Here is a 26,643-nt window from a genome sequence, read left to right as displayed (position 1 = left end):
TTATCAAAAACAATTTTATAATAAAAGAATATGAACGACAAGAATCTAATGATCAAGGCTGCGGACAATATCCGCATACTTGCGGCATCAATGGTAGAGAAAGCCAATTCCGGCCATCCCGGCGGAGCCATGGGAGGCGCGGACTTCATCAATGTGCTTTTCTCTGAATTTTTGGTTTATGATCCCGAAAATCCTTCATGGGAAGGACGTGACCGCTTCTTCCTCGACCCCGGCCACATGTCTCCGATGCTTTATTCTGCATTGGCACTGCAAGGCAAGTTCACGCTCGAAGAACTAAAAGAATTCCGCCAGTGGGGCTCTCCCACCCCCGGTCACCCCGAACGTGATATCGAGCGTGGCATCGAGAATACCAGCGGACCGCTTGGTCAGGGCCACACATTCGGAGCCGGAGCGGCCATCGCAGAGAAGTTCCTCGAAGCCCGTCTTGGCAAAGAAGTAGTCAACCATAAGATATATGCCTATATCTCCGATGGCGGCATAGAGGAGGAAATCTCACAGGGAACAGGCCGCATCGCCGGAATACTCGGCCTCAACAACCTTATCATGTTCTACGATAGCAACGACATACAGCTTTCAACCGAGTGCAATGTCGTGATGCAGGAAGACACTGAAGCCAAATATAAGGCGTGGGGGTGGAATGTCATCAACATAAACGGCAATGATCCCGATGAAATCCGCAAAGCGCTACAAGCCGCTCAAAAGGAAGAGAAGCGCCCTACTTTGATTATCGGAAAGACAGTAATGGGCAAAGGTGCTCTCAAAGCTGACGGCTCGAGCTTCGAGCATAATATCGGAACACACGGTGCTCCACTCGGCGGAGACGCATACGTCAACACCATAAATAATCTCGGCGGAGACCCCACAAACCCGTTTGTAATCTTCCCAGAAGTGGAAAAACTCTATGCAGACCGCAAAGAGGAATTGAAGAAGATCGTTGCCGAGCGCCATGCCGCCGAGGCCGAATGGACCAAAGCCAACCCCGAGAAAGCCGCTTTGTTGAAAGAGTGGTTCAGCGGAAATGCTCCGAAAGTGGATTGGAGCGCTCTCATACAGAAAGAGAACTCTGCCACACGTGCGGCCAGCGCGGCATGCCTCGGCGTGCTTGCCGAGCAGGTACCCAACATGATTTGCGCTTCCGCCGACCTGTCCAACTCTGACAAGACAGACGGTTTCCTGAAGAAAACGACATCACTCCAAGCCGACAGTTTCGAAGGCGCATTCTTCCAGGCCGGTGTCAGCGAATTGACCATGGCTTGCATGTGTATCGGCATGTATCTCCATGGCGGTGTCATTCCCGCATGCGGTACATTCTTCGTTTTCTCCGACTACATGAAACCTGCCGTACGCATGGCTGCCTTGATGGAAGTGCCCATCAAGTTTATCTGGACTCACGACGCTTTCCGTGTCGGCGAAGACGGACCTACACATGAGCCGGTTGAGCAAGAAGCACAAATCCGATTGATGGAGAAATTGAAAAACCACCACGGTAAAGACAGCGTGCGTGTATTCCGCCCGGCCGATGCCGACGAGACAACCGTATGCTGGGCGATGGCCATGGAAAACATGGAAACCCCGACCGCCCTTGTACTATCCCGTCAGAACATTACCAAACTTCCTGCCGGCACGGATTATGAGCAGGCCCGCAAGGGTGCTTACATCGTGGCCGGTTCAGACGAAGACTTCGATGTCATACTGCTCGCCAGCGGTTCGGAAGTATCCACACTTGTCGCCGGTGCCGAGCTGTTGCGCAAAGACGGCGTGAAAATCCGCATCGTGAGCGTACCCTCAGAGGGACTGTTCCGCAACCAAAGCAAGGAGTATCAGGAAAGTATACTCCCCACCGGTTCAAAGATCTTCGGCATGACAGCCGGCCTGCCAGTCACACTCGAAGGCCTTGTAGGTGCAAACGGCCGTGTGTTCGGTATGCAGAGCTTCGGTTTTTCGGCTCCATACAAAGTGCTCGACGAGAAACTCGGATATACCGGTGAGAACGTTTACAAGCAAGTAAAAGAAATGCTTGCATAAAAATAATCAGGTCATGGACACCAGTGGTGTCCATGACATTTTTTCCAAACTCAAATTCAACGGATATGGAAATAAAAAGAATCGGAATAGCCTGCGACCACGCAGGGTTTGCCTTAAAGAAATTCGTCATTCAGTATCTTGAAAACCATGGATACGATTATAAGGATTATGGCACTTACAGTGACATGAGTTGTGACTACAGCGACTTCGGGCATGCGCTGGCCGAAGGCATCGAAAGCGGCGAGGTATACCCCGGTATCGGAATATGCGGAAGCGGCGAAGGAATAAGCATGACTCTCAACAAGCACAAGGGAGTACGTGCCGGATTGGCATGGATACCAGAGATTGCCCATCTCATACGCCAGCACAACGATGCCAACGTATTAGTGATGCCTGGACGGTTTGTGGACAACAATACTGCCGAAAAAATCATGGATGAATTTTTCAAGACCACTTTTGAGGGCGGAAGACACCAAAAGAGAATAGACAAGATGCCGATAGACAAATAAAACTACTCGGCACTACCCTCACCCGCCGATGGTTTGAGGGATGATATATAAAAATAATGGCAGAGAACAATCGTTCTCTGCCATTATTTTTTATATTCTCAGTATCTCAAAAAAAAGAATTTATGCGTTTTTTTTAGCCTCTGGCATGTGGAACGTATACGAACGCTCAAATACCTCGCCTACCCTATTTATTTCAAGGAATGTGGTTCCTCCTCCCTCATGAAAACTTCCGCTCAGGTGCGCGACCTTGTCTTCCATGCTCAGGTAGCCTTTCTGGCGAAGCATTCGCAATGCTGCGAGAAACTGCTCCTCCGGGCCTATCTGCTCATGCTGCGCAACAGGAATGACTCCGTAACTCAGCGCCAGCCACCGTTGGGTCTTCTCTTTGTAGCATATTGCCAACACGGGGTTCGGACCGCGGAAAGCGGCAAGATTACGGGCTGTATATCCTGTCTTGCTGTCTGTTATGATACCTTTAACGCCCAGACGCTCAGTCGCCTCGATGGCGCTTCTCGACAGAAACTCTGCGATATCGGTGTTCTCGGTTATCGGAATGTCATATTCCATATTGTAAGCCCTGTCCTTCTCCGCCTGTTCGGCAATGGCGGCCATCGTTTTCACCGCCTCCACCGGATACTTGCCGCTCGCGGTCTCACCGCTAAGCATCAGGGCATCAGTACGGTAATATATTGCATTGGCAATATCTGTCACCTCCGCACGTGTGGGGCGCGGATTGTTTATCATGGTGTGCAGCATCTGTGTAGCCACAATCACCGGTTTCTTGGCAAGCATGCACTTGCGCACGATCTTGCGCTGTATACCCGGTATACGCTCTATCGGGACCTCTATTCCGAGGTCGCCACGGGCTATCATTATACCATACGACGCCTCTATAATCTCATCGATATTGTCTACACCTTCCTGATTTTCTATCTTCGAGATTATCTTTATGTCGCTTCCACGCTCGTCGAGTATATCCTGCACTGCCTTCACGTCCGCCGCACTGCGCACAAACGAATGGGCAATGAAGTCTATATCCTCGTCGATGGCAAGGTTGATGTTTGCCTTGTCCTTCTCAGTGAGTGCGGGCAGATCGATATGCACACCAGGCACATTCACACTCTTATGCGAACCGAGCGTGCCGTCATTCTTGACCTGTGCGATGACGGCCGGACCGTTGATACCGATAATTTCCATATCAAGCGCCCCATCATCGAAAAGTATATGATTTCCAATCTGGACATCATCAACGAAATTGACATACGACAGATTAATTATATCATGCTCTGTGTCCACATCAGGCCTGCCGAATATCTTCACCACGTCTCCCGTCTTGTATTCAATGGGATTGTCACATCCCGTAGTCCTGATTTCAGGACCTTTCGTATCTATCAATATTCCGATGTGGCGAGACACACTCCTTGTGTTTCTGATTATCATCCTTATTCCATCCGGAGTGGCGTGGGCGGTATTCATTCTTATCACATTCACTCCTGCGTCAAAAAGCTGGCGAATAAAATCGACATCACACCGTCTGTCACTGATGGAAGCTACAATCTTTGTCTGTTTCATTTTCTTACGTCTCGTTATTTTCTTTTTTAAAAGGCAAAGTTACATCATTTATTCGATACTACAAAATTTTCAGGCTGTATGATAAATACAAAAAATACGGAAAATATGCGGCAAACGTCCCGAAAACCATACGCAGGCCACAGACGACAACTTGTCGCAACGGCCTTGTTTTGTAAATAAAATTCATAAAACCCGCAATATTTCCTATATTAATGTTTTATTCAAAAACGATAAAAAAACAACACATATTGCATCGAAAAATGACAGAAAATCCGACAAGGCAGGCTCTGTCTCCACTCTCTACGCAACGGGATACCCGTTACATTCCATTTAGATACTAAACGCAATGCAACGAGTATCCCATTATAAAGCAACGAGGCTCCCGTTGCAGAGCAACAAGAGCCTCGTTATCACAAAAAAATAACATTATTACAAACAACCACACACATCCTCTTCCTTTCCGGCATAACCTTGACGGCATTATAACAGCATGCTTATGTCAAGGGCGGCTTTATGCAAATAACATATAAATGTGTCACATCAACCTTTTTTTAATTTTCCAAAACACAAATATCAAAATTCACGGTACTAAAAAACAGCATAAAAACTTCTCTGCCACATGCAATTTTGTAAATAAATATCATAATCATCACCTCCTTTTTATATAAAATCGGAAACAAATATACACATTAAATCAATATAACGCAAACATCAGCACGATACACTTCCATATATACATCCACATAAAAATGAAAAGGCAACAGAACTCCACCGCACGTGCCGCAAAATACATAAACACGAATATCGGTATTGTACATTATTTATACCGTCTTTTATTTGGCGGTTTCAAAAAAAAACCGTAAATTTGCACCGTTTTAGAAAATAGCGTTTCCATCCGCGAAACGTTTTTACCTCGAATTTACATATCCGGTAATATACTTATAGCATCATAGTATGTATACAAAAGAAGAATTAGAATCTATGGATATTCCACAGTTGATGGGTATCGCAGACCAATTGGGCGTAAAAGTTTCGCCCAATGACGAACATGAGACCGTGGTCTATTCCATTTTAGACAAAGCCGCGGAAGAAACCGCCGCAAACGCTGCCACGGCTCCCAAAAGAAAAAGAACAAGAATAGTGAAAAAAGACACAAATAAAGTCTATACCGTTAACGGCAAGGAAGGTGAAAACTTTGATGTCAAGAACAGGCACGGCAAGACAACAGAGAAACCGGCATCACTGTTCGGTGAACTCCCTGTCAGCAACGACACGGAAACAACGGCAGAGAGCATAGCCGAGGAGACGGCAAGCACAGAAAAAACAGAGCCACAGGAGAAAACCACTCCGAAACGCAGAGGACGCAAGCCAAAATACGAACAGGAAGAAACCGCCGCAGAAAGCGAACAGACCGAGAAAAACGAGGAAGAACCCGTTATCGAACAAGCCGCAGAAACCACTGACGACGACAACTACACGGAAGCGGCTGTTCCCGAAGCCGAATTTTCCGATGATGAGACAAACAACAACGACAACATCGGACTTCTGGAACAATTACAGGAAAAGCTGTCAAAGCATAATCAGGACGAAGAAAAAAACGATACCGCCGCTGCCGTATGGGAAGGAGACCCGGGAGACGGTACCGACTTCATCACCGTAGTAGACATTCCCATCGAAGACCAGGGAGCGATGCCCACGCTCGACATGTTCGACAGACCCACCGTGCCCCAACAGGAGATTGAGCCGATACACAACACGATGCCTGCCATCCAGCAGAAACCAACATTCGATTTCTCAGACATCATATCCGGAAACGGCGTTCTGGAAGTACTCTCCGACGGTTACGGTTTCTTGCGTTCAAGCGACTACAACTATCTGTCATCACCAGACGACATATATGTATCACCGCAGCAGATAAAGAAATACGGCCTGAAAACAGGAGACGTGGTCGACTGCACTGTGCGTCCGCCACACGACAACGAAAAGTATTTTGCACTGAGCAACATCAACGCCATTAACGGACGCGACCCGAACGAGGTACGCGACCGTGTGTCTTTCGAACACCTAACCCCGCTCTTCCCCGAAGAGAAATTCTCTCTGTGCGGCGACAAGGAGACAAGCAACCCAAGCGTACGCATAGTGGACCTTTTCTCTCCGATAGGCAAAGGACAGAGAGCACTGATTGTGGCACAGCCGAAAACTGGTAAGACCATACTCATGAAAGACATCGCCAATGCCATCGCGGCAAATCATCCGGAGGCATATCTGATGATGCTGCTCATCGACGAACGCCCGGAGGAAGTGACAGACATGAGCCGCACGGTGAACGCCGAGGTCATAGCTTCCACATTCGACGAGCCGGCCGACCGCCATGTGAAAATAGCCGGCATAGTGCTTGAAAAGGCAAAGCGGATGGTTGAGTGCGGACACGACGTAGTGATATTCCTCGACTCCATCACACGCCTCGCACGGGCATACAACACAGTGAGTCCGGCAAGCGGAAAAGTACTCACCGGCGGTGTTGACGCAAACGCCCTGCAAAAGCCGAAAAGATTTTTCGGAGCAGCCCGTAACATAGAGAACGGAGGCTCGCTGACCATCATCGCCACCGCATTGATAGACACTGGCTCGAAGATGGACGAGGTCATCTTTGAGGAGTTCAAGGGTACCGGCAACATGGAATTACTGCTCGAACGCTCACTGAGCAACAAACGCATATTCCCGGCAGTAAACCTTGTGCAGTCAAGCACACGCCGCGACGATCTGCTGCAAGACCCGACCACACTGAACAGAATGTGGATCATACGAAAGTTCATCAGCGAGATGAACCCGATAGAGGCCATGAACACCGTACGCGACAGGCTCGTGCAAGCAAGAAACAACGAAGAGTTCCTCATGTCCATGAACGGATAGGAAACGTATGTCTTCCCCAAAAAGACATATATAAAAACATACTGAAAAACTGCGCACTCTCCATGAACATGCAAAAGGAGACTGCGCAGGTTTTTCATTCTATACTCATCAACAGATGAAAGACTATATTCTGATAAAGAAAAAAACAGCTTTCGGATGCAGCATGGCCGCCATCACATTGATGACAGCAGCCGTGGTGCTCATGTTCCGGCATCCATCCGAAACAAGACATAAGCCTGCAATAGTCGAGACAATGTCTTACAATATACTTAAAGCAAACGGAAAAAGCATATTATTTTTCAGGGACATCACAAAAGATTCCATATTACGTGACGCCGACATAAAGCCGGACAACATCAGATACGGCAGTAAAATCACAGTGAGTGAGAAAGACTTGCACAGCATTGTCAAACGGTATAAGGCGTTCCTGAAGGACCGGCAAATCGAACTGACCGAAAAAGAAGCCGAGATGGACTACTTCATCAAGAGACACAACGTGAGGGATGAAGGATTCGACATGATTGCGAAACACTACGATAAACTGTCGGAAGAAAGCATCGCAGTGGGCAAAATAATCAACACGCTCAGCGTAATAACCGACAGTACGAGACTCGAAATATCAAGAAAAGTATCATACGAAGACACCGGGCGCAAACCATACTCCGGAATATTCGTAGAGACCGACGGCGGTATATGGCGTTACGGCACATGGCTGCGCACCAAACGCGAAGGAAAAGGAATATCGCATGACGGAAAAGGCAACCTGATATGCGGCACATGGAATGCCGACACAATAGTGGAGGGACGCAGAACAGACGGGAAAGGAACATACCACGGACATTTCAACAAGGAAAAAGAAGCGGAAGGACACGGAAGTTTTGCCGCAGCCGACGGCACGTATTATGAAGGAAGATGGGTAGGCGGCTTACGAAACGGGTTCGGTTTTGAATTGGGACGCAGCCACATGAAAGCCGGCGAATGGATGAACGGCGTTTATAAAGGAGAGCGCATAAGCTATACTTCCGAACGAATATATGGTATTGACATTTCACGGTATCAACACGGAAAAGGCCGCAAGTATTATCCGATATACTGGAACAGGCTGAGGATAACCGACCTTGGACGGCTAAGCAAGAAAAACGTCAGCGGTGTGGTAAATTATCCCGTATCTTTCGTTTACATCAAGTCTACCGAAGGAATATCAATACGCAACCGCTACTATGCCGCCGACTACAAACAGGCAAGAAAACACGGCTTTCACTGTGGCGCATATCACTTCTTCTCAACCAAGACAAGCGCAACGGCACAAGCAAGATATTTCATAAGAAACTCGTTTTTCAAAAAAGGCGACCTGCCGCCCGTACTCGACGTGGAACCGACACATAAACAAATCGTAAAGATGGGAGGAGAGACAGCTTTGTTCAATGCCATACGTACATGGATGAGAATTGTGAGGCAACACACAGGCGTGAAGCCTGTACTGTATGTAAGCCAGAACTTCGTGAACAAATATCTGAATGCGGCTCCCGACATTAAAAAAGACTATAATATATGGATTGCTAGATATGGAGAATATAAGCCCGACATCAAACTGATATACTGGCAACTAAGTCCTGACGGAAGAGTCAACGGAATACATGGGGACGTGGATATAAACGTATTCAACGGCTATGAAGACAGCTTCGATTCATTCATCAAAACAGAGCGTATCAAGTAATGACGGAACAGGAAATGCACGAAGTCATCATTGCACTGGGTACCAACACCGACCATAAACCCAACATGGACAAGGCTGTATGCATGCTTGGAGACATCATAACCGGAATGAGACAAAGCCGAAGGCTATGGACCACTCCGATAGACATGACGTGCGATATGTTCATGAACATGATTGTTTCGGGCAGTTGCGCCCTTGAATTGGAAGACCTTTATTCCGCCATAAAGAATATCGAGAAAAAATGCGGAAGAAACCACGATGACAAGAAAAAGCACATAGTGAAAATAGACATAGACATTCTTAAATACGACAAACGAAAAGAACATCCGGCAGACTGGGAACGGGAATACATAAAAACATTAATTAAAGAAATATGAAAAGGCTATCCAAACTGATCTTTACTGCCTTGTTGCTGTCTGCCTGCACGGCAACCAAGGCGCAAGGGTTCGATGATTACTTCACGGACAACACCTTGCGACTGGACTATATATTTGCCGGAGACACAAGCCACCAGGCAATATATGTGGACGAGCTCAACGTGATACCACGATGGTATGGCAGGCGAGACAGACTTGCGGAACTGCCATTGAAAGGCAACGGAGTGATCACTGTGAGAGACAGAAAGAGCCAACGGACAATATACAGACACTCTTTCTCCACCCTATTCCAAGAATGGCTTGCCACAAAAGAAGCGAAACAGACACAAAAATCATTCCAAAATGTTTTCCTTGTGCCATATCCGAGGCACGATGCCGATATAACCGTGGAATTACATGACTATCACGGCAATATCACCGCTACGATGACACACAGCGTTTGTCCGGAAGATATTCTGATCAGACACCTCGGCGAGCAAGACATAACGCCGTACATCACCCTGCAAACAGCTGCCGACACATCGAAATGTATACACATATCGTATGTGGCGGAAGGCTACAAGAAAGAAGAAATGGATGCTTTCATAAGCGACGCAAAGTCTGCCACAGACGCGTTATTCGCCCACGAACCGTTTAAAGCCATGCGTAACAGGTTTCATGTAACGGCGGTCATGTCTCCATCCAAGGACAGCGGAGCGAGCGAACCGGGCAAAAATATATGGAAAAACACAGCCCTGCATTCGCACTTCAACACGTTCTATTCAGACAGATACCTCACAACACTAAATATTAAAGCACTCCACAACATACTCGCCGGAACACCATACGAGCATATAATCATACTCGTAAACACCGAAAAATACGGAGGTGGCGGTATCTATAACTCATACAATCTGTCATATACGAAAGGAAGCCACTTCAAACCGGTCGTCGTCCATGAGTTCGGCCACAGCTTCGGAGGACTTGGCGACGAATACGATTACGGCAATGACGACCCGATGTATTTTCCGGATATGGAACCGTGGGAACCCAACCTTACAACAAAGCATGGATTTAAAGGTAAATGGGAAAATCTGGTAAAAGAGAAAAAAGCAGGCTTAATAGAAGGCGGCGGGTATCAACCGAAAGGAGTTTTCAGAGGATTTGAGAATTGCAGAATGCGTACAAACGACGTTCCAGATTTCTGCCTTGTATGCCAACAGGCATTGACAAGACTCATAAAATTCTATACGGAATAAGTGAAAATATAACCTCCGGCCATCATAAACAGCCGTACGCAACACAACGAACGAGACATCAAAACTAAACCGACACTCTCGGAAAAACGGTTCAAGACACACAAAAAACCGGAGCCACATGGTGGTTCCGGAATTTTCACCTGGTTTTCCGATTTATTTCCAAGCATATTGTGGAGCTGGAGGGAATCGAACCCTCGTCCAAACAGGGAAACCATACGCTTTCTACATGCTTATTCCGGACTTCGATTTTCGAGTCGCGACAAGACCCGGACCACCGATCGCGACCTTATCCCCAAAAACTTCACCACGCCGACGGGGCACGACGAGGCTATTCCCGATTTAACTGCACCGCTTTACCAAAGAGCTTCGGAACAACAGCTTTTGAGCGATGTCTCGTCCCTCTACCTTGTAGCGGGATAAAGCCGATAATCTACTGTACTTCGATTAGGCAGCGAGAGCATACTTGTTTTCGCCAGATAAATTTTTGACCGAATGGATTATGGAGTGTACAGCCGCCACTCCGCATGCTTACGTACCATCTCAACCCGCTGTCAAATCCAGTCAACCCCGAAATGTTACGTGCGTCTCACGCTTGAAACTTTTGCAAAGATAGGCATTTTATGCAAAACGACGGGCCTTTATTTAAATTATTTTGCTATCTTTGCAACAATTTCGTAAAAATAAAGTTATATCCTATATGGATTTATAACACAAGTCAAGGATTTCAAAAAGAAACATGAAAAAATATATCATCTCTATTTTTATGATGCTTGCGTCGGCAACGTCATCGTTCGCCCAATCGTCCATGACCGACCAGGCCGTGATGGAATACGTGATAGAAGAACACCAGAAAGGAACATCGCAATCGCAGATAGTGACACAATTGATACAGAAAGGAGTCACCATCGACCAAATACGCCGAGTGAAAAAGAAATATGAAAAGGAGACTGGCAACGAGGCGCTCGGCGCCAGAAACCTGACTACAACGCCAGGCAAGGAAGACCGCACAAGGAAAAACAACGGTGACAAAAAAACGGGAAAAGACAGGAACGTATCGAAATACCGTGTAAAGGATGGAAAAATAAAGCCGCAAACCACGCATACTTTCGATGAGGAAGACAAAGACTACCTGCTGATGCAGCGCGAACTGAACACTTTCATGCCCGACTCTGACGAGATATACGACCGCAAATATCTCGAAATGATGATGAAAGACAAAGAGAAGGACAAGAACAAGCGAAAGGTGTTCGGACGGGATATCTTCAACAATAAAGACCTCACTTTCGAACCCAACATGAACATAGCCACACCGCAGAGCTACCGGCTCGGTCCGGGTGACGCCGTGTTTATAGACATTTACGGAGCGTCGCAAAAGACTATAGAAAGCACTGTGTCACCCGACGGTATGGTAGTCATAGACGGCTACGGCCCTGTGAACGTTAGCGGACTGACAGTCGAACAGGCCAACTCGCGCCTTCGCTCGACACTCGGATCAAGATACAGCAGTTCGAAAATAACTCTCACCGTAGGACAGACACGCACGATTTCCGTCAACGTGATGGGCGAAGTAACCACACCTGGCACATACACTCTATCGGCCTTCGCCACAGTATTCCACGCACTCTACATGGCAGGCGGAATAAACGACATCGGAACACTGCGAAACATAAAGGTATACCGCAACAACAGACTCGTGACTACAGTCGACATATACGACTATATACTGAACGGAAATCTGAGAGGGAACGTGCGTCTGACAGACAACGACGTTATAGTGGTAGGGCCTTACGACTGCCTGGTCAACATTACCGGAAAGGTTAAGCGCCCGATGTTCTACGAGATGAAGAAGAGCGAGAGCGTGGGTACGCTGCTCAAATACTCGGGAGGATTCACTGGCGACGCATATAAGAAATCGATAAGACTGATACGCAAGGCCGGCACACAATACTCGGTATACAACGTGGGCGAGTTTGACATGAACTCGTTCCGCCTTGACGATGAAGACTCGCTAAGCGTCGACTCCATACTGCCACGATACTCGAATATGGCTGAGATAAAGGGAGCTGTGTTCCGCCCCGGCATGTATCAGGTGGGTGGTGACATAAACTCGGTTCGCTCGCTAATCGAGACTGCCGAAGGTGTGACGGAAGAGGCTTTCACAGCCCGAGGAGTGATGCACCGCATGAAACCCGACCGCACGCTTGAAGTGCTGTCGGTAGACGTGGCCGGCATCATGAGCGGCAGGGTGCCCGACATTCCGCTGCGCAATGAGGACGTTCTGTATATCCCAAGCAAGAAAGAACTGCTCGAGGAGCAGACCTTAACGATACACGGTGAGGTTATCTACCCCGGTGTATACAAGTATGCCGACAACGAGACGATAGAAGACCTCATATTGCAAGCAGGCGGACTTAATGCCGCTGCATCCGTGATGAAAGTCGACGTGGCACGGAGAATAAGCGATCCCAACGCCACAACATCGTCTGACACGATAGCGAGAACGTACTCGTTTGCCATAAAAGACGGCTTCGTGATAGACGGCGAGCAGGGCTTTGTGTTGAGACCATATGATGAAGTGTACGTAAGAACAAGCCCCGGATACTCAAAACAGCAGAACGTGAAAGTGGAAGGCGAAGTGCTCTACAGCGGTACATACACACTGGAAAAGAAAAGCCAGCGAGTTAGTGAGATAATAAAACAAGCAGGCGGTTTCACAAAAACGGCCTACATAAAAGGCGCACGACTGGAAAGGACAATCACTCCCGAGGAGAGGCTGAAGATGGAAGACGTGAGAAAGATGCTCATCACGCAAAGCGGAGAGAAAGATACGCTCGACACCAAGAAACTCGACTTCGGTGAGACATATTACGTGGCGATAGACCTTGACAAGGCAATGGAAAATCCCGGCAGCAACTACGACGTGATACTGCGTGAAGGAGATCGCATCATTGTACCCGAATTTTCAAGTACAGTGAAAATCAGCGGCGATGTAATGTCACCCACCACTGTGGCCTACAGAGAGGGCAAGGGCGTAAACTACTACGTGGACCAGGCCGGTGGATGGGGCAACAGAGCCAAGAAGAGCAGAACATTCATTGTATACATGAACGGAACGAAAGCACAAGTGGGCTACAAAACCAAACCGCTCCCCGGATGCGAGATTATCGTACCGACAAAACAAAAGGCTCAAAAGATGTCTGTAGCCGAAATGGTAGCAATAGGTTCCGGAACGGCTTCGGTAGCAACCATGATTGCAACAATAGCGAATTTGATTAAGTAATAAAATACAAGATACTATTTATATAACTTCTTAACGATATGAAAGAGGTAAATCAGGGACTCCCCTATTTAAGAGAAATAAATATAGCGGAACTGATAAGAAAAATAATAAAGGGTAAAAAATATTTTCTATTTACTCTACCGATTGCATTGGTAATAAGCAGTCTTATTGTTATTTGTATTCCAAGGACATATATCTGTGAAGTGAAACTTGCTCCGGAATCAAGTTCTCCGAACATCGGTGGTTTAAGTTCTATTGCATCCTCGCTTGGCATGAACATCGGAAACATGACAAATCAAGATGCAATAATACCAGAATTATACCCTGACCTCATGAAATCGACCGATTTCCGTGTGAGTATGTTCGATGTAAAAGTAACAACAAAAAACGGGAAAATTAACACAACATACTTTGACTATTTGAAAAACAATCAAAAATTCGCATATTGGGATTATGCCATTATTTGGATATTATCAAAGTTCACTAAAGATGAAGAAGAAATATCCGGAAATGGACAGTCAAATAAAGTTAATCCGTTCATGATGTCAAAAAGCCAAAACGACATTGCAAAGATTATTGAAGGAAAGATAAAATGCAATGTTGATAAGAAAACTGATGTCATCACAATAAATGTAGAGGATCAAGACCCGCTTGTCTGTGCAACTATTGCCGACTCCGCAAGAGTGAAATTACAACAGTTTATCACTAATTATAGAACAAGTAAAGCAAGAATAGACCTTGCTTATGCTAAGAGACTAAACATTGAGGCAAAGCAATCATACCTAAAAGCGCAAAAACTGTATGCAGCCTATGCTGACGCCAATGAAGGACTGGCACTTGAAAGCTTTAAGGCGAAACGTGACGAACTTGAAAATGAAATGCAATTGTTATTCAATAATTATCAGCAGACAGCTCTACAACTGCAATTAGCAAAAGCGAAACTTCAAGAACGTACTCCTGCTTTCACCACGCTGCAAAGCGCATCGGTACCATTACGTCCATCAAGCCCTAAAAGGATGTTTTTTGTAATGTTCTGGCTCTTCGTGACATTTTGTGGAACCTCTATTTATGTTTATAGAAAAGATATTTAAGGGAGACCCAAGAACTTCCCTTGTGAAAAAAAACATACTATATTCTTTTCTCATCAAGGGATGGAGTTGCATCATACAACTCCTTTTAGTTCCATTGACTCTTAATTGCCTCAATCAATATGAATATGGAATATGGCTCACCATCAATTCTATACTTATATGGATTGATTCTTTCGATATCGGTCTTGGAAATGGATTGCGTAACAAACTTGCAGAATCCATTGCTATCAATGACATACACAAAGGCCAAATACAAATCAGTACCACATTTGTAATGCTCATTATGATAATGGTGCCTGTGTTCATCGCAGTATACTTATTTATAACATATAACAATTGCCATACATTGTTGAATGTCAATCCCGACATAATACCAAATCTTAAAGGTATTTTGATACTTTCATTTGCTATTATCTGTATGACATTTGTATTCAAATTCATCGGAAACATTTATTTGGGATTACAATTACCGGCCATAAATAATCTACTGATTGTCTCCGGTCAGACAGTATCCCTAATAGGAATAGCTATATTGAGTAAAACAGAAGTCTCATCATTATACAGTGTTGCCTGTATATATACACTTTCTCCATTATTTGTGTATATAATATCATACCCTATAACATTCACAAAATATAAATATTTAAGACCCCGTATAAGACTATTTGATAAAACTGAACTAAAAGGATTATTTGATTTAGGTATAAACTTTTTCATGGTACAATTAGCAGGTATCGTAATTTTTTCATCATCTAATGTTCTTATATCAAATCTCTTTTCACCGTCAGAAGTAACTCCTTATCAAATATCATATAGATATTTCAGCCTTGCGATAATGATATTTACCATCATTGCCGCTCCATTATGGTCTGCAACAACCGATGCATACTCCCATAAAGATATGGAATGGATAAAAAAAACATTAAGAAGAATGAGGATAGTTATGTTGTTGTTTTTCGTATGTATAGGAATAATGCTAACATTATCACAAATAGCATATAATATCTGGATTGGAAAACAAATAAACATTACATGGGAAATGTCAACATATATGGCACTATACATAATTATACTCATATACAGCACATGCTATTCGAATATGCTGTTTGGAATTGGGAAAATAAGATTAATAACGATTATAACAATCATAGAAGCCATTATATATATACCATTGGCAATATATCTCAGTAAACATTTGGGTATTGAGGGAGTGGTATTGGCTTTAATTACAGTAAATATTATATGTTCTATTACAAATAACATCCAATTGAACAAACTGCTGACGGGAAAGGCTGACGGGATATGGAATAAATAACATAACCGAAAAGAAAAACATGCTGACAAATATTGTATTTTTAATAATAATCTTTTCACTGATTGTGACAGTATCACTGATATTAAAACATCAAATACTGTCACCATGGAGCATAACCCCATTTATATGGGCAGTAATTCTGTTTCTTTATATTTGTGTCAAAGATGAATTATATGCTGTTCCAACGCAATTTGTTACCGGAATAACGATATGGGTTCTTACATTCTCAGGAGCATCATTCATCGCTTACAGTTTTTTTCCAAAATATAAAAAAAGACCTTGGGCTGTGTGTGAGAAAAATGTGGATATAATTACATTAATGACACTGATTCTTGTCCCTTTTGCCGTATATAAAGCTATACAACATGCCGTTATGATGGCTTCTCCAGAAGGATTGTTTTATACTTTAAGAGAACAAGCCGTAAATCCTGAAGAAAATCAATTAGGTATTGTTAAATATTTCATTTATGTGATAAACGTGCTATTAATTATAGAGCTAAATCGTGATAAAATCAGAAAAAGGAGATTGTCATTGATTGTAATTTTATGCATACTGTTTTTCATTGCAACAATGGCTAAATTAACATTACTAATGTATATATTCTCTGGCCTATACATATTATACAATAAGAAAAGGATTTCTCTAAAACCAATTGCCTTATTCATCTTTTTCATCATATCATTGGTTCCCATAATGCAATTATTGCGCCAAGGAGGAGACAATAATACAGACGGTGAAATGATTGGAAATATTCTTTTGATTTATACAATATCATCAATCATTGCATTCGGAACAATAACACCATATTCTTCCATGCAATGGGGAGAAACGACATTCCGTCCTTTCTACAATATATTGCATGGTCTCGGATTTAATGTCATGCCGACTGAGGCTTTGCAAGACTTTGAACTTGTTCCAATGCCAACCAATGTATATACTGTAATGTTTCCATACTACAAGGATTTTGGTTTTGAAGGTATCTTTATATTCGCATTATTAGAAGGGATTGCCATCGGTGCAATATATAAATACTCAAAGAGTGGATGTAATATAATGACATATTTGTATGCTTACATATTTACATTGCTGATAATGCAGTTTTTTGATGAATTGATAATGCAAGGCATATCAGCTATATTGCAAACAATAATAATAATAATAATATGCCACACAAATATCAGTTTACGTAAAAAAACATTGAATGTATAGTATTAAACAATACAATACACGTAATAGGATATATAAAATAATTTATTTAACTTTGTAATAATTCACAAGAAATGCGTATCTTTCCAATAATAGTAACATACATGACAGATATAAAGGATTGTAATACTTATAAATCCCTTATATGTCATTATGCGGAAAGACCAATGTTAATATATGACAACTCACCTATACCCATAAACGCAAAATACAAGAACAAAAAAACTTTGTATTTCCATGATAAAAATAATGGTGGCGTCTCACGCGCATATAACTACGGAGCAAAAGAAGCCAAACGGCTTGGATGCTTTGATTTTATATTGTTACTGGATCAAGATACAATCTTTGAAAAAGATTATATAGATAAATTGGAAAATTGTGTGAATATATACAAAGATATAAATGTTTTCGTACCGAAAATCAAATATGGTAAAAATCGTTCTTTCTCACCTGTACTGTTTAAATATATGACATTGAAAGGTATTGATATTGAAAGTGGAATTTTATCACTAAACAAGTACATTCCGGTAAATAGTGGTGCATGCATTAATCTAAATTCTTTTATAACCGTATCCGGATATAATGAGAAAATAAAACTTGACTTTGCAGATTTCGATTTTTTCATGAGATTGAAAAAGTACTCAGATAAATTCTTTCTCATGGATAGTACGGCTTGTCAAGATTTCTCTAACGAAGAAACTGATACTGAGAAACTTTTCTGCCGGTATATATTATATATAAAAGGAGCGCTTAATACATCTTTCAAATCAAAGTGTTCATTCCATGTCCTGAGACACACTATATCACTGACATTACGAACAAAAAAGTTCATTTTCATAAAATATTATATTAATAAATACTTATTCAAGAAATGATTTCAGTTTGTATAGCAACATATAATGGAGAAAAATACATTAAAGAGCAAATAGCATCTATCCTGAAACAACTGGAAGAAAAAGATGAAATTATCATTTCGGATGATGGCTCTGACGATGAAACCATCAATATCATAAAAAGTTTCCAAGACAAAAGAATTACAATAATAGAAGGACCACATAAAGGTTCACCTATATGGAATTTCGAAAATGCATTGAAACGAGCAAGTGGAGACTATATATTTCTTGCCGATCAAGATGATGTTTGGCTTGAAAATAAAGTTTGTATCATGATGGAAAATCTAAAAAAATACGATTGTATCATAAGTGATGCCATCGTAGTTGACGGTAATCTGAACCAAACATCACCATCTTTCTTCCATTCAAACAAAACAAAAACAGGTATCACATATAATCTTCTAATCAAAAACGGTTATTTAGGATGCTGTATGGCTTTCCGAAGAAATATACTTGAAAAATCTCTTCCTTTCCCGAAAAATATACCAATGCACGATATTTGGATAGGAAATGTTGCCTCCTCAAAATATAAAGTAAAGTTTATATCCGATAAACTGATTCTGTTCAGAAGACATGGGCATAATAATTCAACTACTGCAAGTAAAAGTGATTATTCCATAATCCAAAAGATAATGTTCAGAATAAATATAATAATGGATATTATCACTATGAATAAGAAAAGTAAATGACAATAATGTCGTAACCGACAGGAAAAGAACAACCAATAATGAAGATCTCGATAATCACCATAACATATAACAGTGCGGCTACCGTCGGTGACACCATAAAGTCGGTGCTGTCACAGACATACAAGGATATTGAATATATTGTCATAGACGGCAACTCGTCTGACGGGACACAAGAGATACTCCGCAAGGCACAGCCGGAATTCGAGGGACGCATGCGTTATGTATCAGAACCTGACAAAGGTATCTATGACGCGATGAACAAAGGCATCGCACTATGTACAGGTGATGTTATAGGAATACTCAATTCCGATGATTATTACACATCGGACGATGTTGTGGAGCGCATCGCCCACGAGTTTTCACGCAATGACATAGACGCCGTATATGGCGACATACACTTCATCCGAGACGGAGAACCGGACAAAATCACGAGATATTACTCATCAAAACTGTTCCGCCCGTTCCTGCTCCGCTTCGGTTTCATGCCGGCCCACCCTTCTTTTTATGTCCGTAAACAAGTATACGCCGATTATGGCGGCTATGCCACCGACTATAAGATAGCGGCCGATTACGACATGATGGTGAGACTTTTTCACAAGCACCACATAAAAGCCAAATACATATCGAAAGATTTTGTCACCATGCGCACAGGCGGACTGAGTACAAAGAATGTCAAGAACCGACTTATCATAACACGCGAAGACGTGATCGCATGCCGCCGGAACGGGATGTACACGAACACCGCTTTCATCTCGGTGAAGTATCTTTACAAGATTTTCGGTTTTCTCTTTCCCTCCCGTAAACAGGCGTAACGTCAAAACATTTCATTCCGTTAACCGCCATATCCGAGGGAATTTATTATTACTCAGATTGTTATCGGTCAACATGCACATACATACGGAAATATACCGCCACATCGTTTGTACGCAACAGAGTAACCAAGTTGAAAAGTTTTCCTTTTCTTATACAATATTTAGACCACATATATAGTTATATATTTAACAACTGCTCTATTGTATGAATAGATATATACTATATATATTAGGATCATTTTTTGTAAGTTTTATATGCGGGGTCGTATTCATTCCCATCATAAACCGTTTCTGCAAAAAACGCAAACTGTATGATTTGCCCGGCGTGCGGAAGATACACAAGACAGGCATCCCACGCCTCGGGGGCATCAGTTTCCTGCCAAGCATGATTGCGGCATTCTTTCTTGCCATGTCCGTTTTCAACACCGTTGGTACAAACGGACAAATAACGATAAGCCTGTGGTCCTGCTTTTTCTTTGTAAGCATGATTATCATATATACTGTCGGTTTCGTAGATGACGTCCTCGGACTTAACGCCAGGACCAAGTTCATCTTCCAAATCATCGCCGCCAGTATCCTGCCACTTTCCGGATTATATATCAACGACCTGTACGGTCTCTTCGGAATACACGACATCCCGTTTTTCATCGGTGCTCCGTTCACCGTACTCACTATAGTGTTCATAAACAACGCCATAAACCTTATCGACGGTATAGACGGCTTGTCAGCCGGGCTTTCACTCATCGCCCTCATGGGCTTTCTTGTCTATTTCATGCTCGGCGGCATCTGGGTTTACAGCATTCTGATTGCCGGACTCATGGGAGTGCTCATATCATTTCTTTATTTCAATATCTTCGGAACCACAGAAAAGGGCACAAAAATATTCATGGGCGATTCCGGCAGCCTCACGCTTGGCTTCATCTTGAGTTTCCTTTTGGTAAAACTGTCAATGAAAAATCCCGATGTAATAACCCTGCCGCACAACAACCTGCTTCTTGCCGGCAGCCTGCTCATAGTGCCGATATTCGATGTTTTCAGAATCACGTTCGTGCGGTTGAAACACGGAAAAGCCATATTCGATGCCGACAAGAACCACATACACCATAAAATAATGCGCACAGGGATGAGCCAGCACAATGCCCTCATTCTCATTCTTGGACTCGCATGCTTTTATATCATCCTGAACATATCAGCATACAACTATCTCGATTTCAGCATGATACTGATTACGGACATCATGATATGGGTCTTGTTTCACCTGACTATAAACCACTATATAAAGAAAAAAGGCGGAGAAGTCTTTTATATTGAAAAGGAATATGACGATAATTAAACGTTTTTTTGATATTGTTTGCTCTCTTATCGGGATAATTTTCTTTATCCCCGCATACATCGTTATATACATAATACTGAAAATCACAAGCCGAGGCCCCGCCATATTCAAACAGGAAAGAATAGGAAAAGGCGGCAAACCGTTTGACATCTACAAGTTCAGGACAATGGTTCCGAATACCGAGGAAGACGGGATACCGCTCCTGGCCGAGGTTAACGACGAGCGACTGACAACGTTCGGGAAGTACCTTCGCGAGCATCATATCGACGAACTGCCACAGCTATGGAACGTACTGAAAGGCGACATGTCGTTTGTAGGCTACCGCCCGGAGCGCAAATACTTCATAGACAAGATCATGACCCAACGCCCCGATTATGCCGAGCTATACCGTATGCGGCCTGGAATAACCTCCATGGCAACCCTCTACAACGGATATACAAACACTATGGAGAAGATGATAAGACGGCTCGACATGGATCTCGACTATCTCAACAACTTCTCGTTGCTGCTCGACATGAAAATAGTGGCAAACACGTTCCTTTCCGTTATCGCCGGAAAGAAATTCTGAAACACCCAGTAATACAATACGGATATAAGGTTAATACACAGCCTGAAAACATTTGAAGATACACTGCATGCACGACAGTACGGAATACCAATATCGCTGATACGATAAAAAATCCGTATCTCCACACTTGTTTTTGTGTCTATCCCCAAAACCGTTCAAGCCATTACACGGCTCAATACTTTCTGAACCGTAGCCTCAGAGTCTTCGATTTAAGAACCATCGTGCCGCCATCAAGTTGAGATACACCGAAACGCTCCTCCAACTCGTTTATACCTACAGGTCTGAGCAGCTCCACATCATCAATCACTATATCGGAAGAATCGCGGTTGTCTATATACGGTTCCGAGAGGAACAGCGAGTCACCGGAATGATTGAAGCGCAGGAAAGCCGACACATGGTTTATCTTCTTCACAGACATCATCTTGTTCTGGAACGCCCAGTATACACCGCTTTCACGCATGTCTGCCGATGTTCCCGTAGCCAGTGTGTCCACGCTCTTCAACTGCCAGAAGCCGTCGAGATCGCCATTACCGGATGTTTCAAGCTCGCAGGCCGCGAACGCCCCACACGCAAATAATAAAAAGAATATCTTTTTCATCTCGTTCTATTTCCTAAAATTCAGCAACCCTCTCTTCGTCACCGTCAATTGCACGCCATAGTTGTCGCCGAGCAGTTTTCCCTTGTCCATTCCGAACGCCGCTTTAACACTCCAACCGTCAAGCCTCGTACCCTCGGCAAAAGTGTAAAGAGCCTCGGCCATCACACTGATATTGTCACTCGGGTCCGGATACGGATTGTTATACTGCCCGAATCCCCTTTGATATGTAGCCAGCAGACGATAGCTGAGGTCATAAGACGGTTCACCGCCTATTCCGAGGTGGAAAGCGTAGAAACGGTTGTTCTTCACCTCTATTGTTCCGTCTCCGTTATATATAGGCGACGTATATAGCGGGTTTCCCATCACCTGCCCCCAGTGCTGCCACCCTGTGAAGATGGAATGATTGTAGTAATTGTCGTTCCCCCCTATATGGTCTGATATATTCACGTTTCTGTCATGATATATAGGTCCGCTCTGATACTTTGAGTACAGATACTCAAAGACTATGTCATTGACGTACAATCTGTTTCCCTTCAGTTTCAGTTCCATTCCAAGCATCATGTCTTTCAGCGAGTACAAAAGATAGCGGCGCTTCTCCTTCACGTTCCAGTTATCACCTGTTCCATATCCGTCGTAGTCAAGATGGAACATTGCCGACTGGTCCTCGAAATAGTGTTCGGCATAAAATCCCAGATACCAGTTCTCGTAATCGAAGTTCAGTCGCATCATCCATGTGCCGAGTTGATTACCCGACATGTTCCGATACACATCTTCCGGAGCGTCAGAGCCTCCGGGGATGAACACGTTCCAGAAAGCTTTAATGCCGCCGTCGTTCTTTACCTCATTCCGCAAACCGCCTTCAACTCCACCCACGTTATACGACGTGCCGCCAAACTGCGCCGCCATTTCCAGCCCAAGTTCAAGAGATACGGGAAGAAAACGGTAGCTGTTTCCGATCTTGATGTATCCGGCCTTGCTGTGATACAGCGTGTTTGAAGTGTATTTAGTCTTGCCCTGCGTGAAGTCGAGCTGCCATCCTCCGTCGGTAGTCATGCCGTAAGCGATATGTCCTTTCAGGCTCACCCACCCGTTTGTGAACGGCAACGGCCAGTATTGTGGCAGCGCTATACGCACCTGCGGAACAGGCCGTGCGTTTATTCCGAGCGCCTGCGAGCCGCTGCTCAACTTTCCGTTCTTCAATTCCATAGGATATTCCTTGCTTCCTACGGTCAGTACTCCCCTATGCCACCGCCCCTCGACAAAAGCCTGCTGCACTATGGCCTTGCTCGTATAGCGGAACGCTCCGGCCACGTCTATGCCATAGCCCACTCCCCATTTTCTCGCCGAGTCGACGGCAAGAGGTCTTATCACTCCCGCCCTGACATGGCCGTTATACTTTTCAAGAGAGCTGAGACCATATTTGTTGGCGTTCAACCACAACGGGGTGCGGTCTCCGTGGGTAGCCGAAGCCTCGGCCGACACTTTATATTCAAGTCCGTCAAGCAGCGTTCTCTCCTGCTGCGCATGAACCGCCATGGCATGACACGAGAAAAAGGCGACCGCCGACAACAACATTTTTATCGTTCTGTTCATGATTGAGTCTTTACTGTTGGCTTAATTCTTTTTCCGGTAATAGTAATAACACATCACCCGAAGACGAATTATAACTTCTGCAAAGGTAGTGAAAAAACAGCACTTTACATCCATAAAATACGGCAAATATGCCATGATAGGGATTTTCCCACCTCCATTTAGGGAAAATCCTTTGCCGGAACGAAGAAAAATCCGTTACTTTGCCACTGAGAAAACAAACAACGATGTTTAACCCATATAAAACCATACGATTATGAAACGGATGATAATAGCGATAATGGCAATGCTGACAATAACGGTATCGGCCACGGCGATGAGTTACGACCAGGCACGGAGAGAGGCCCTCTTCCTCACGGACAAGATGGCCTATGAACTAAACCTGACAAATGAGCAGTATGACGCCGCATACGAGATAAACCTCGATTACCTTATGGGTGTCACCGGGCGCGACGATGTTTTCGGCACATACTGGACACGACGCAATCTTGACATAAGCTATATTCTGCTCGACTGGCAGTGGAGAGCTTTCAGGGCGGCCACATATTTCTACCGTCCGCTATACTGGCACGGCGGCTACTGGCGGTTCGGCATCTACGCCCGCTATCCCAGACGAGATTACTTCTACTTCGGTCGCCCCACGGTATACATATCATACAGAGGAGGACACAGTTGGCGAAGCAACGGCGGACGCAGCTACTATCACGGACGCAAGCACGACTTTCACCGCGGCGACGGACATCACGGCATGCGAGACAAGTGGGACAAAGGCGATTTCAACAAAAACAACGGACACGGAAAACTCAGTTCGACGCACGTGACAGCAAAACGAGGCGACAAGCACAATACCGACAAGCACATCAACGGTAACGGGAAAAACGGTAACGGATTTGGCGGAAGCCGCACTAACGTGACATTAAAAGACAACAAAACGAACATAACAACAATAAAAAAGCGCACGCTCGACCTGAACAAGGAAAGCCACACGACAACCGTAAGCGGCAAACACCCGGGCTTCAGCATAAGCAAAGGAACGGACATCCGCAAAAAAGAAACAACCGGCTCACGCATTGACAACCTCAACCGCAACACGGGCAAGCTCGACAGAAACATGCCGACGATGAAACAAAACACATCCAAAATTAGCAGAAGCACGCCTACCGTCAACAAGAGTGCCACGAAAATGAGCAGGCACTCATCGGCAGGAGCGGCGATGAAGGGAGGCGGAAACGCCGGCAAGAGTCACGGAGGAGGAGCAAAAGGCCGCTTCGGAGGCAGCAGATAACCCTACCGACATGAAGCGTCAGAACACCAGCACCCTGACCTCGGCATTATCCATGCGGGCTATCCCGCTCATAGGCCTGCCGTGACAGACGGCCTGGACAGCCTTGTTTATTATCCCATGCCCCACGGCCAGTACACACTTTCCTGGATATTCTCTCTTTATATAACCGATAAAACGGCGGGCACGCTCACAGAGGCTGTCCGCCGTTTCCACGTTCTCGGGCCACGGCTCGTCTTTCAGATCGGGAATATACCTGCCCGTGAAATCGCCCCAATCACGCTCGCGCAGCAGCGGTGTCACGGCGACTGCCATCCGGCGGCGGCCGGCTATTATGGCGGCCGTATCGAAAGCGCGCCTCAAATCACTCGACACAAAAGCGTCTATGTGCGTGCCGTCGAGCCGTTCGGCCAGTTGCCGAGCCTGCCTCTCCCCCTCCCGGCTCAGCCGTCCCTGTGTCTGCCCCTGCATTATCATGGCCGCATTGTCTTCCGTCTCACCATGCCTTACAAGATATAGAGTTGTCATAATCAATGTTTTTATTCTGCAAAAGTAGTAAAATAATTACTTTTTCATATTTATATTGCGTACTTTTGCAAACGATATCGACGCACAGACACGTCATTTTCAAAAACTTAAACTTTACAACAATGAAAGCAATACAAAGCAGTATTTTCCGTGCGATATGCTCGATAGCAGTGGGAGCGTTACTGATAAAATATCCCGACGACACTGCCGTGTGGCTCACAATGGCAATAGGAGGCCTGTTCCTTCTGTCAGGCATAATATCGTGCATTTCTTATTTTTTCGTGACAAGGCGTGACGACACGGCAACGGTCTTCGACAGCGACGGACGGGTGATTGCCTGCAACCGCCCCACATTCCCCATTGTGGGAGTGGGCAGCGTGGCCCTCGGTCTGCTGCTCGTCATCTCTCCCGCCATGGTGATTAACTTCCTGTCTTACATACTCGGTGGAATACTCATCCTCGGCACCATCAACCAGATGCTCAACATCATCGCCGCAGGAAGGCTCGGCCGCATCACCCCGGCTCTATGGATAAGTCCGGTGCTTGTGCTCATCATTGGAATGATAGCCATCATCAAACCCATGTGGATAGCGGGAGCGCCGCTCGTGATTATCGGCTGGTGCCTGCTGCTCTATGGAGTGACAGAGGTGGTGAACGAGTTGAAAATAAACGCTCACCGCAAGAAAATAGAACGATACATGGCCAAGGGGCGTAAACTTGACATCGATGATGCCGTTGAAATAAAAGATAATGCCACAGAGATAAAAGACGATGCACAATGAGCCGGAGAATGGGCTATGATTACCGGAAGCAAAGCCTGATCTCAACGTGCGGATGTAATGATAAAGTCACGGATTTAACACTTCGTTTTTCCGTGAAATAGAAATGCCCGCACGCTACGCATCACTATACGCTACGCGATAGCCCATTGAAACATACACTTCCAGGCAACCGTTTTTACGCAACGGGATACTCGTTGGAACGCATTTAGCAGGTAAACGCAATGCGTTTAGCGGCTCGTTGGCTTCCAATAAGCACCCCAATGCAAACCAATAAGCATCTAATTGATGAAAAGTTCCGCTCAG

At 44.6% G+C, this 26,643-nt stretch carries 21 protein-coding genes and 1 other RNA gene; 17 read left to right on the top strand and 5 right to left on the bottom strand.

Annotated features, from left to right (window positions below; all coding sequences use genetic code 11):
• Nucleotides 1–30 precede the first annotated feature (30 nt).
• Entirely contained in the window at nt 31–2,046 is a 2,016-nt protein-coding gene (locus HPS53_RS05020) for a transketolase (protein ID WP_172204783.1), read from the top strand.
• Between the two features lie 65 nt (nt 2,047–2,111).
• On the top strand, nt 2,112–2,555 hold the full coding sequence (locus HPS53_RS05015; RefSeq protein ID WP_172204781.1) for an RpiB/LacA/LacB family sugar-phosphate isomerase: 444 nt from the start codon (nt 2,112–2,114) through the stop codon (nt 2,553–2,555).
• A gap of 120 nt (nt 2,556–2,675) precedes the next feature.
• Here the strand turns inward: HPS53_RS05015 and pyk are convergent, their stop codons facing one another.
• The gene (pyk, locus tag HPS53_RS05010) at nt 2,676–4,127 is read right to left on the bottom strand and encodes a pyruvate kinase (RefSeq protein ID WP_104369041.1); all 1,452 of its coding nucleotides are present in this window, start codon (nt 4,125–4,127) and stop codon (nt 2,676–2,678) included.
• A gap of 954 nt (nt 4,128–5,081) precedes the next feature.
• Here pyk and rho point away from each other — a divergent pair.
• The 4 genes from rho to HPS53_RS04990 all read left to right on the top strand — a co-directional run bounded on the left by rho (nt 5,082) and on the right by HPS53_RS04990 (nt 10,372).
• Complete coding sequence (gene rho, locus HPS53_RS05005; protein WP_172204779.1) at nt 5,082–7,040, top strand: transcription termination factor Rho; 1,959 nt, start codon at nt 5,082–5,084, stop codon at nt 7,038–7,040.
• Nucleotides 7,041–7,155: 115 nt separating this feature from the next.
• Entirely contained in the window at nt 7,156–8,757 is a 1,602-nt protein-coding gene (locus tag HPS53_RS05000; RefSeq protein ID WP_253942818.1) for a GH25 family lysozyme, read from the top strand.
• Nucleotides 8,757–9,134, top strand: a complete 378-nt coding sequence (locus HPS53_RS04995) for a 2-amino-4-hydroxy-6-hydroxymethyldihydropteridine diphosphokinase (RefSeq protein ID WP_104369039.1) — start codon at nt 8,757–8,759, stop codon at nt 9,132–9,134. The genes HPS53_RS05000 and HPS53_RS04995 overlap by 1 nt, the downstream gene beginning before the upstream one ends.
• A complete protein-coding gene (locus HPS53_RS04990) occupies nt 9,131–10,372 on the top strand; it encodes a M64 family metallopeptidase (RefSeq protein ID WP_104369038.1) in 1,242 nt (413 codons plus the stop codon). Before HPS53_RS04995 ends, HPS53_RS04990 begins: the two co-directional genes overlap by 4 nt.
• A gap of 168 nt (nt 10,373–10,540) precedes the next feature.
• Here the strand turns inward: HPS53_RS04990 and ssrA are convergent.
• Nucleotides 10,541–10,941, bottom strand: a transfer-messenger RNA (tmRNA) gene (gene ssrA, locus HPS53_RS04985).
• Nucleotides 10,942–11,108: 167 nt separating this feature from the next.
• Between ssrA and HPS53_RS04980 the strand changes: the two genes are divergently transcribed.
• From HPS53_RS04980 to HPS53_RS04940, 9 genes are all read left to right on the top strand, one after another.
• On the top strand, nt 11,109–13,652 hold the full coding sequence (locus HPS53_RS04980) for an SLBB domain-containing protein (RefSeq protein WP_172204777.1): 2,544 nt from the start codon (nt 11,109–11,111) through the stop codon (nt 13,650–13,652).
• 38 nt (nt 13,653–13,690) lie between these two features.
• The gene (locus HPS53_RS04975; RefSeq protein ID WP_104369036.1) at nt 13,691–14,743 is read left to right on the top strand and encodes a chain-length determining protein; all 1,053 of its coding nucleotides are present in this window, start codon (nt 13,691–13,693) and stop codon (nt 14,741–14,743) included.
• Nucleotides 14,721–16,058: a lipopolysaccharide biosynthesis protein gene (locus HPS53_RS04970; RefSeq protein WP_172204775.1), complete on the top strand. Its 1,338-nt coding sequence runs from the start codon at nt 14,721–14,723 to the stop codon at nt 16,056–16,058. Before HPS53_RS04975 ends, HPS53_RS04970 begins: the two co-directional genes overlap by 23 nt.
• A 19-nt stretch (nt 16,059–16,077) precedes the next feature.
• Nucleotides 16,078–17,268, top strand: a complete 1,191-nt coding sequence (locus HPS53_RS04965) for an O-antigen polymerase (protein ID WP_104369034.1) — start codon at nt 16,078–16,080, stop codon at nt 17,266–17,268.
• Between the two features lie 101 nt (nt 17,269–17,369).
• Nucleotides 17,370–18,140 carry a glycosyltransferase gene (locus HPS53_RS04960; RefSeq protein ID WP_172204771.1) on the top strand — a complete coding sequence of 257 codons (771 nt, stop codon included), beginning with the start codon at nt 17,370–17,372 and terminating at the stop codon, nt 18,138–18,140.
• Nucleotides 18,137–18,847, top strand: a complete 711-nt coding sequence (locus HPS53_RS04955; protein WP_172204769.1) for a glycosyltransferase family 2 protein — start codon at nt 18,137–18,139, stop codon at nt 18,845–18,847. The genes HPS53_RS04960 and HPS53_RS04955 overlap by 4 nt, the downstream gene beginning before the upstream one ends.
• Before the next feature lie 38 nt (nt 18,848–18,885).
• Nucleotides 18,886–19,659, top strand: a complete 774-nt coding sequence (locus HPS53_RS04950) for a glycosyltransferase family 2 protein (RefSeq protein WP_104369031.1) — start codon at nt 18,886–18,888, stop codon at nt 19,657–19,659.
• A gap of 205 nt (nt 19,660–19,864) precedes the next feature.
• Nucleotides 19,865–20,992, top strand: a complete 1,128-nt coding sequence (locus tag HPS53_RS04945; RefSeq protein WP_104369030.1) for a glycosyltransferase family 4 protein — start codon at nt 19,865–19,867, stop codon at nt 20,990–20,992.
• On the top strand, nt 20,979–21,560 hold the full coding sequence (locus HPS53_RS04940; protein ID WP_172204767.1) for a sugar transferase: 582 nt from the start codon (nt 20,979–20,981) through the stop codon (nt 21,558–21,560). The genes HPS53_RS04945 and HPS53_RS04940 overlap by 14 nt, the downstream gene beginning before the upstream one ends.
• A gap of 172 nt (nt 21,561–21,732) precedes the next feature.
• On the opposite strand, the gene HPS53_RS04935 is transcribed toward HPS53_RS04940, so the two are convergent.
• Complete coding sequence (locus HPS53_RS04935) at nt 21,733–22,158, bottom strand: lipocalin-like domain-containing protein (protein ID WP_104369028.1); 426 nt, start codon at nt 22,156–22,158, stop codon at nt 21,733–21,735.
• 6 nt (nt 22,159–22,164) lie between these two features.
• A complete protein-coding gene (locus tag HPS53_RS04930; RefSeq protein ID WP_172204765.1) occupies nt 22,165–23,751 on the bottom strand; it encodes a capsule assembly Wzi family protein in 1,587 nt (528 codons plus the stop codon).
• A 253-nt stretch (nt 23,752–24,004) separates the two neighbouring features.
• Between HPS53_RS04930 and HPS53_RS12590 the strand changes: the two genes are divergently transcribed.
• Nucleotides 24,005–25,033 (top strand): hypothetical protein, encoded by a 1,029-nt coding sequence (locus tag HPS53_RS12590; RefSeq protein ID WP_253942817.1) that lies wholly within the window; start codon nt 24,005–24,007, stop codon nt 25,031–25,033.
• 18 nt (nt 25,034–25,051) lie between these two features.
• Here HPS53_RS12590 and HPS53_RS04920 read toward each other — a convergent pair whose 3' ends face one another.
• A complete protein-coding gene (locus tag HPS53_RS04920) occupies nt 25,052–25,558 on the bottom strand; it encodes a histidine phosphatase family protein (RefSeq protein ID WP_104369026.1) in 507 nt (168 codons plus the stop codon).
• Nucleotides 25,559–25,680: 122 nt separating this feature from the next.
• Between HPS53_RS04920 and HPS53_RS04915 the strand changes: the two genes are divergently transcribed.
• The gene (locus tag HPS53_RS04915) at nt 25,681–26,340 is read left to right on the top strand and encodes an HdeD family acid-resistance protein (RefSeq protein ID WP_172204763.1); all 660 of its coding nucleotides are present in this window, start codon (nt 25,681–25,683) and stop codon (nt 26,338–26,340) included.
• Nucleotides 26,341–26,643 lie beyond the last annotated feature (303 nt).

Source organism: Prevotella sp. PTAC (assembly GCF_013166535.1).
Classification (GTDB): Bacteria; Bacteroidota; Bacteroidia; order Bacteroidales; family Bacteroidaceae; genus Prevotella.
The sequence above is the reverse complement of the archived record's forward strand: the minus strand, read 5'-3'. Positions and strand labels throughout refer to the sequence as shown.

Excerpts from the sequence above, each read along its gene's own strand:
- HPS53_RS05020 (WP_172204783.1), top strand. The coding sequence starts at position 31 with ATGAACGACAAGAATCTAATGATCAAGGCTGCGGACAATATCCGCATA.
- HPS53_RS05015 (WP_172204781.1), top strand. The coding sequence starts at position 2,112 with ATGGAAATAAAAAGAATCGGAATAGCCTGCGACCACGCAGGGTTTGCC.
- pyk (WP_104369041.1), bottom strand. The coding sequence starts at position 4,127 with ATGAAACAGACAAAGATTGTAGCTTCCATCAGTGACAGACGGTGTGAT.
- rho (WP_172204779.1), top strand. The coding sequence starts at position 5,082 with ATGTATACAAAAGAAGAATTAGAATCTATGGATATTCCACAGTTGATG.
- HPS53_RS05000 (WP_253942818.1), top strand. The coding sequence starts at position 7,156 with ATGAAAGACTATATTCTGATAAAGAAAAAAACAGCTTTCGGATGCAGC.
- HPS53_RS04995 (WP_104369039.1), top strand. The coding sequence starts at position 8,757 with ATGACGGAACAGGAAATGCACGAAGTCATCATTGCACTGGGTACCAAC.
- HPS53_RS04990 (WP_104369038.1), top strand. The coding sequence starts at position 9,131 with ATGAAAAGGCTATCCAAACTGATCTTTACTGCCTTGTTGCTGTCTGCC.
- HPS53_RS04980 (WP_172204777.1), top strand. The coding sequence starts at position 11,109 with ATGAAAAAATATATCATCTCTATTTTTATGATGCTTGCGTCGGCAACG.
- HPS53_RS04975 (WP_104369036.1), top strand. The coding sequence starts at position 13,691 with ATGAAAGAGGTAAATCAGGGACTCCCCTATTTAAGAGAAATAAATATA.
- HPS53_RS04970 (WP_172204775.1), top strand. The coding sequence starts at position 14,721 with ATGTTTATAGAAAAGATATTTAAGGGAGACCCAAGAACTTCCCTTGTG.
- HPS53_RS04965 (WP_104369034.1), top strand. The coding sequence starts at position 16,078 with ATGCTGACAAATATTGTATTTTTAATAATAATCTTTTCACTGATTGTG.
- HPS53_RS04960 (WP_172204771.1), top strand. The coding sequence starts at position 17,370 with ATGACAGATATAAAGGATTGTAATACTTATAAATCCCTTATATGTCAT.
- HPS53_RS04955 (WP_172204769.1), top strand. The coding sequence starts at position 18,137 with ATGATTTCAGTTTGTATAGCAACATATAATGGAGAAAAATACATTAAA.
- HPS53_RS04950 (WP_104369031.1), top strand. The coding sequence starts at position 18,886 with ATGAAGATCTCGATAATCACCATAACATATAACAGTGCGGCTACCGTC.
- HPS53_RS04945 (WP_104369030.1), top strand. The coding sequence starts at position 19,865 with ATGAATAGATATATACTATATATATTAGGATCATTTTTTGTAAGTTTT.
- HPS53_RS04940 (WP_172204767.1), top strand. The coding sequence starts at position 20,979 with ATGACGATAATTAAACGTTTTTTTGATATTGTTTGCTCTCTTATCGGG.
- HPS53_RS04935 (WP_104369028.1), bottom strand. The coding sequence starts at position 22,158 with ATGAAAAAGATATTCTTTTTATTATTTGCGTGTGGGGCGTTCGCGGCC.
- HPS53_RS04930 (WP_172204765.1), bottom strand. The coding sequence starts at position 23,751 with ATGAACAGAACGATAAAAATGTTGTTGTCGGCGGTCGCCTTTTTCTCG.
- HPS53_RS12590 (WP_253942817.1), top strand. The coding sequence starts at position 24,005 with ATGAAACGGATGATAATAGCGATAATGGCAATGCTGACAATAACGGTA.
- HPS53_RS04920 (WP_104369026.1), bottom strand. The coding sequence starts at position 25,558 with ATGACAACTCTATATCTTGTAAGGCATGGTGAGACGGAAGACAATGCG.
- HPS53_RS04915 (WP_172204763.1), top strand. The coding sequence starts at position 25,681 with ATGAAAGCAATACAAAGCAGTATTTTCCGTGCGATATGCTCGATAGCA.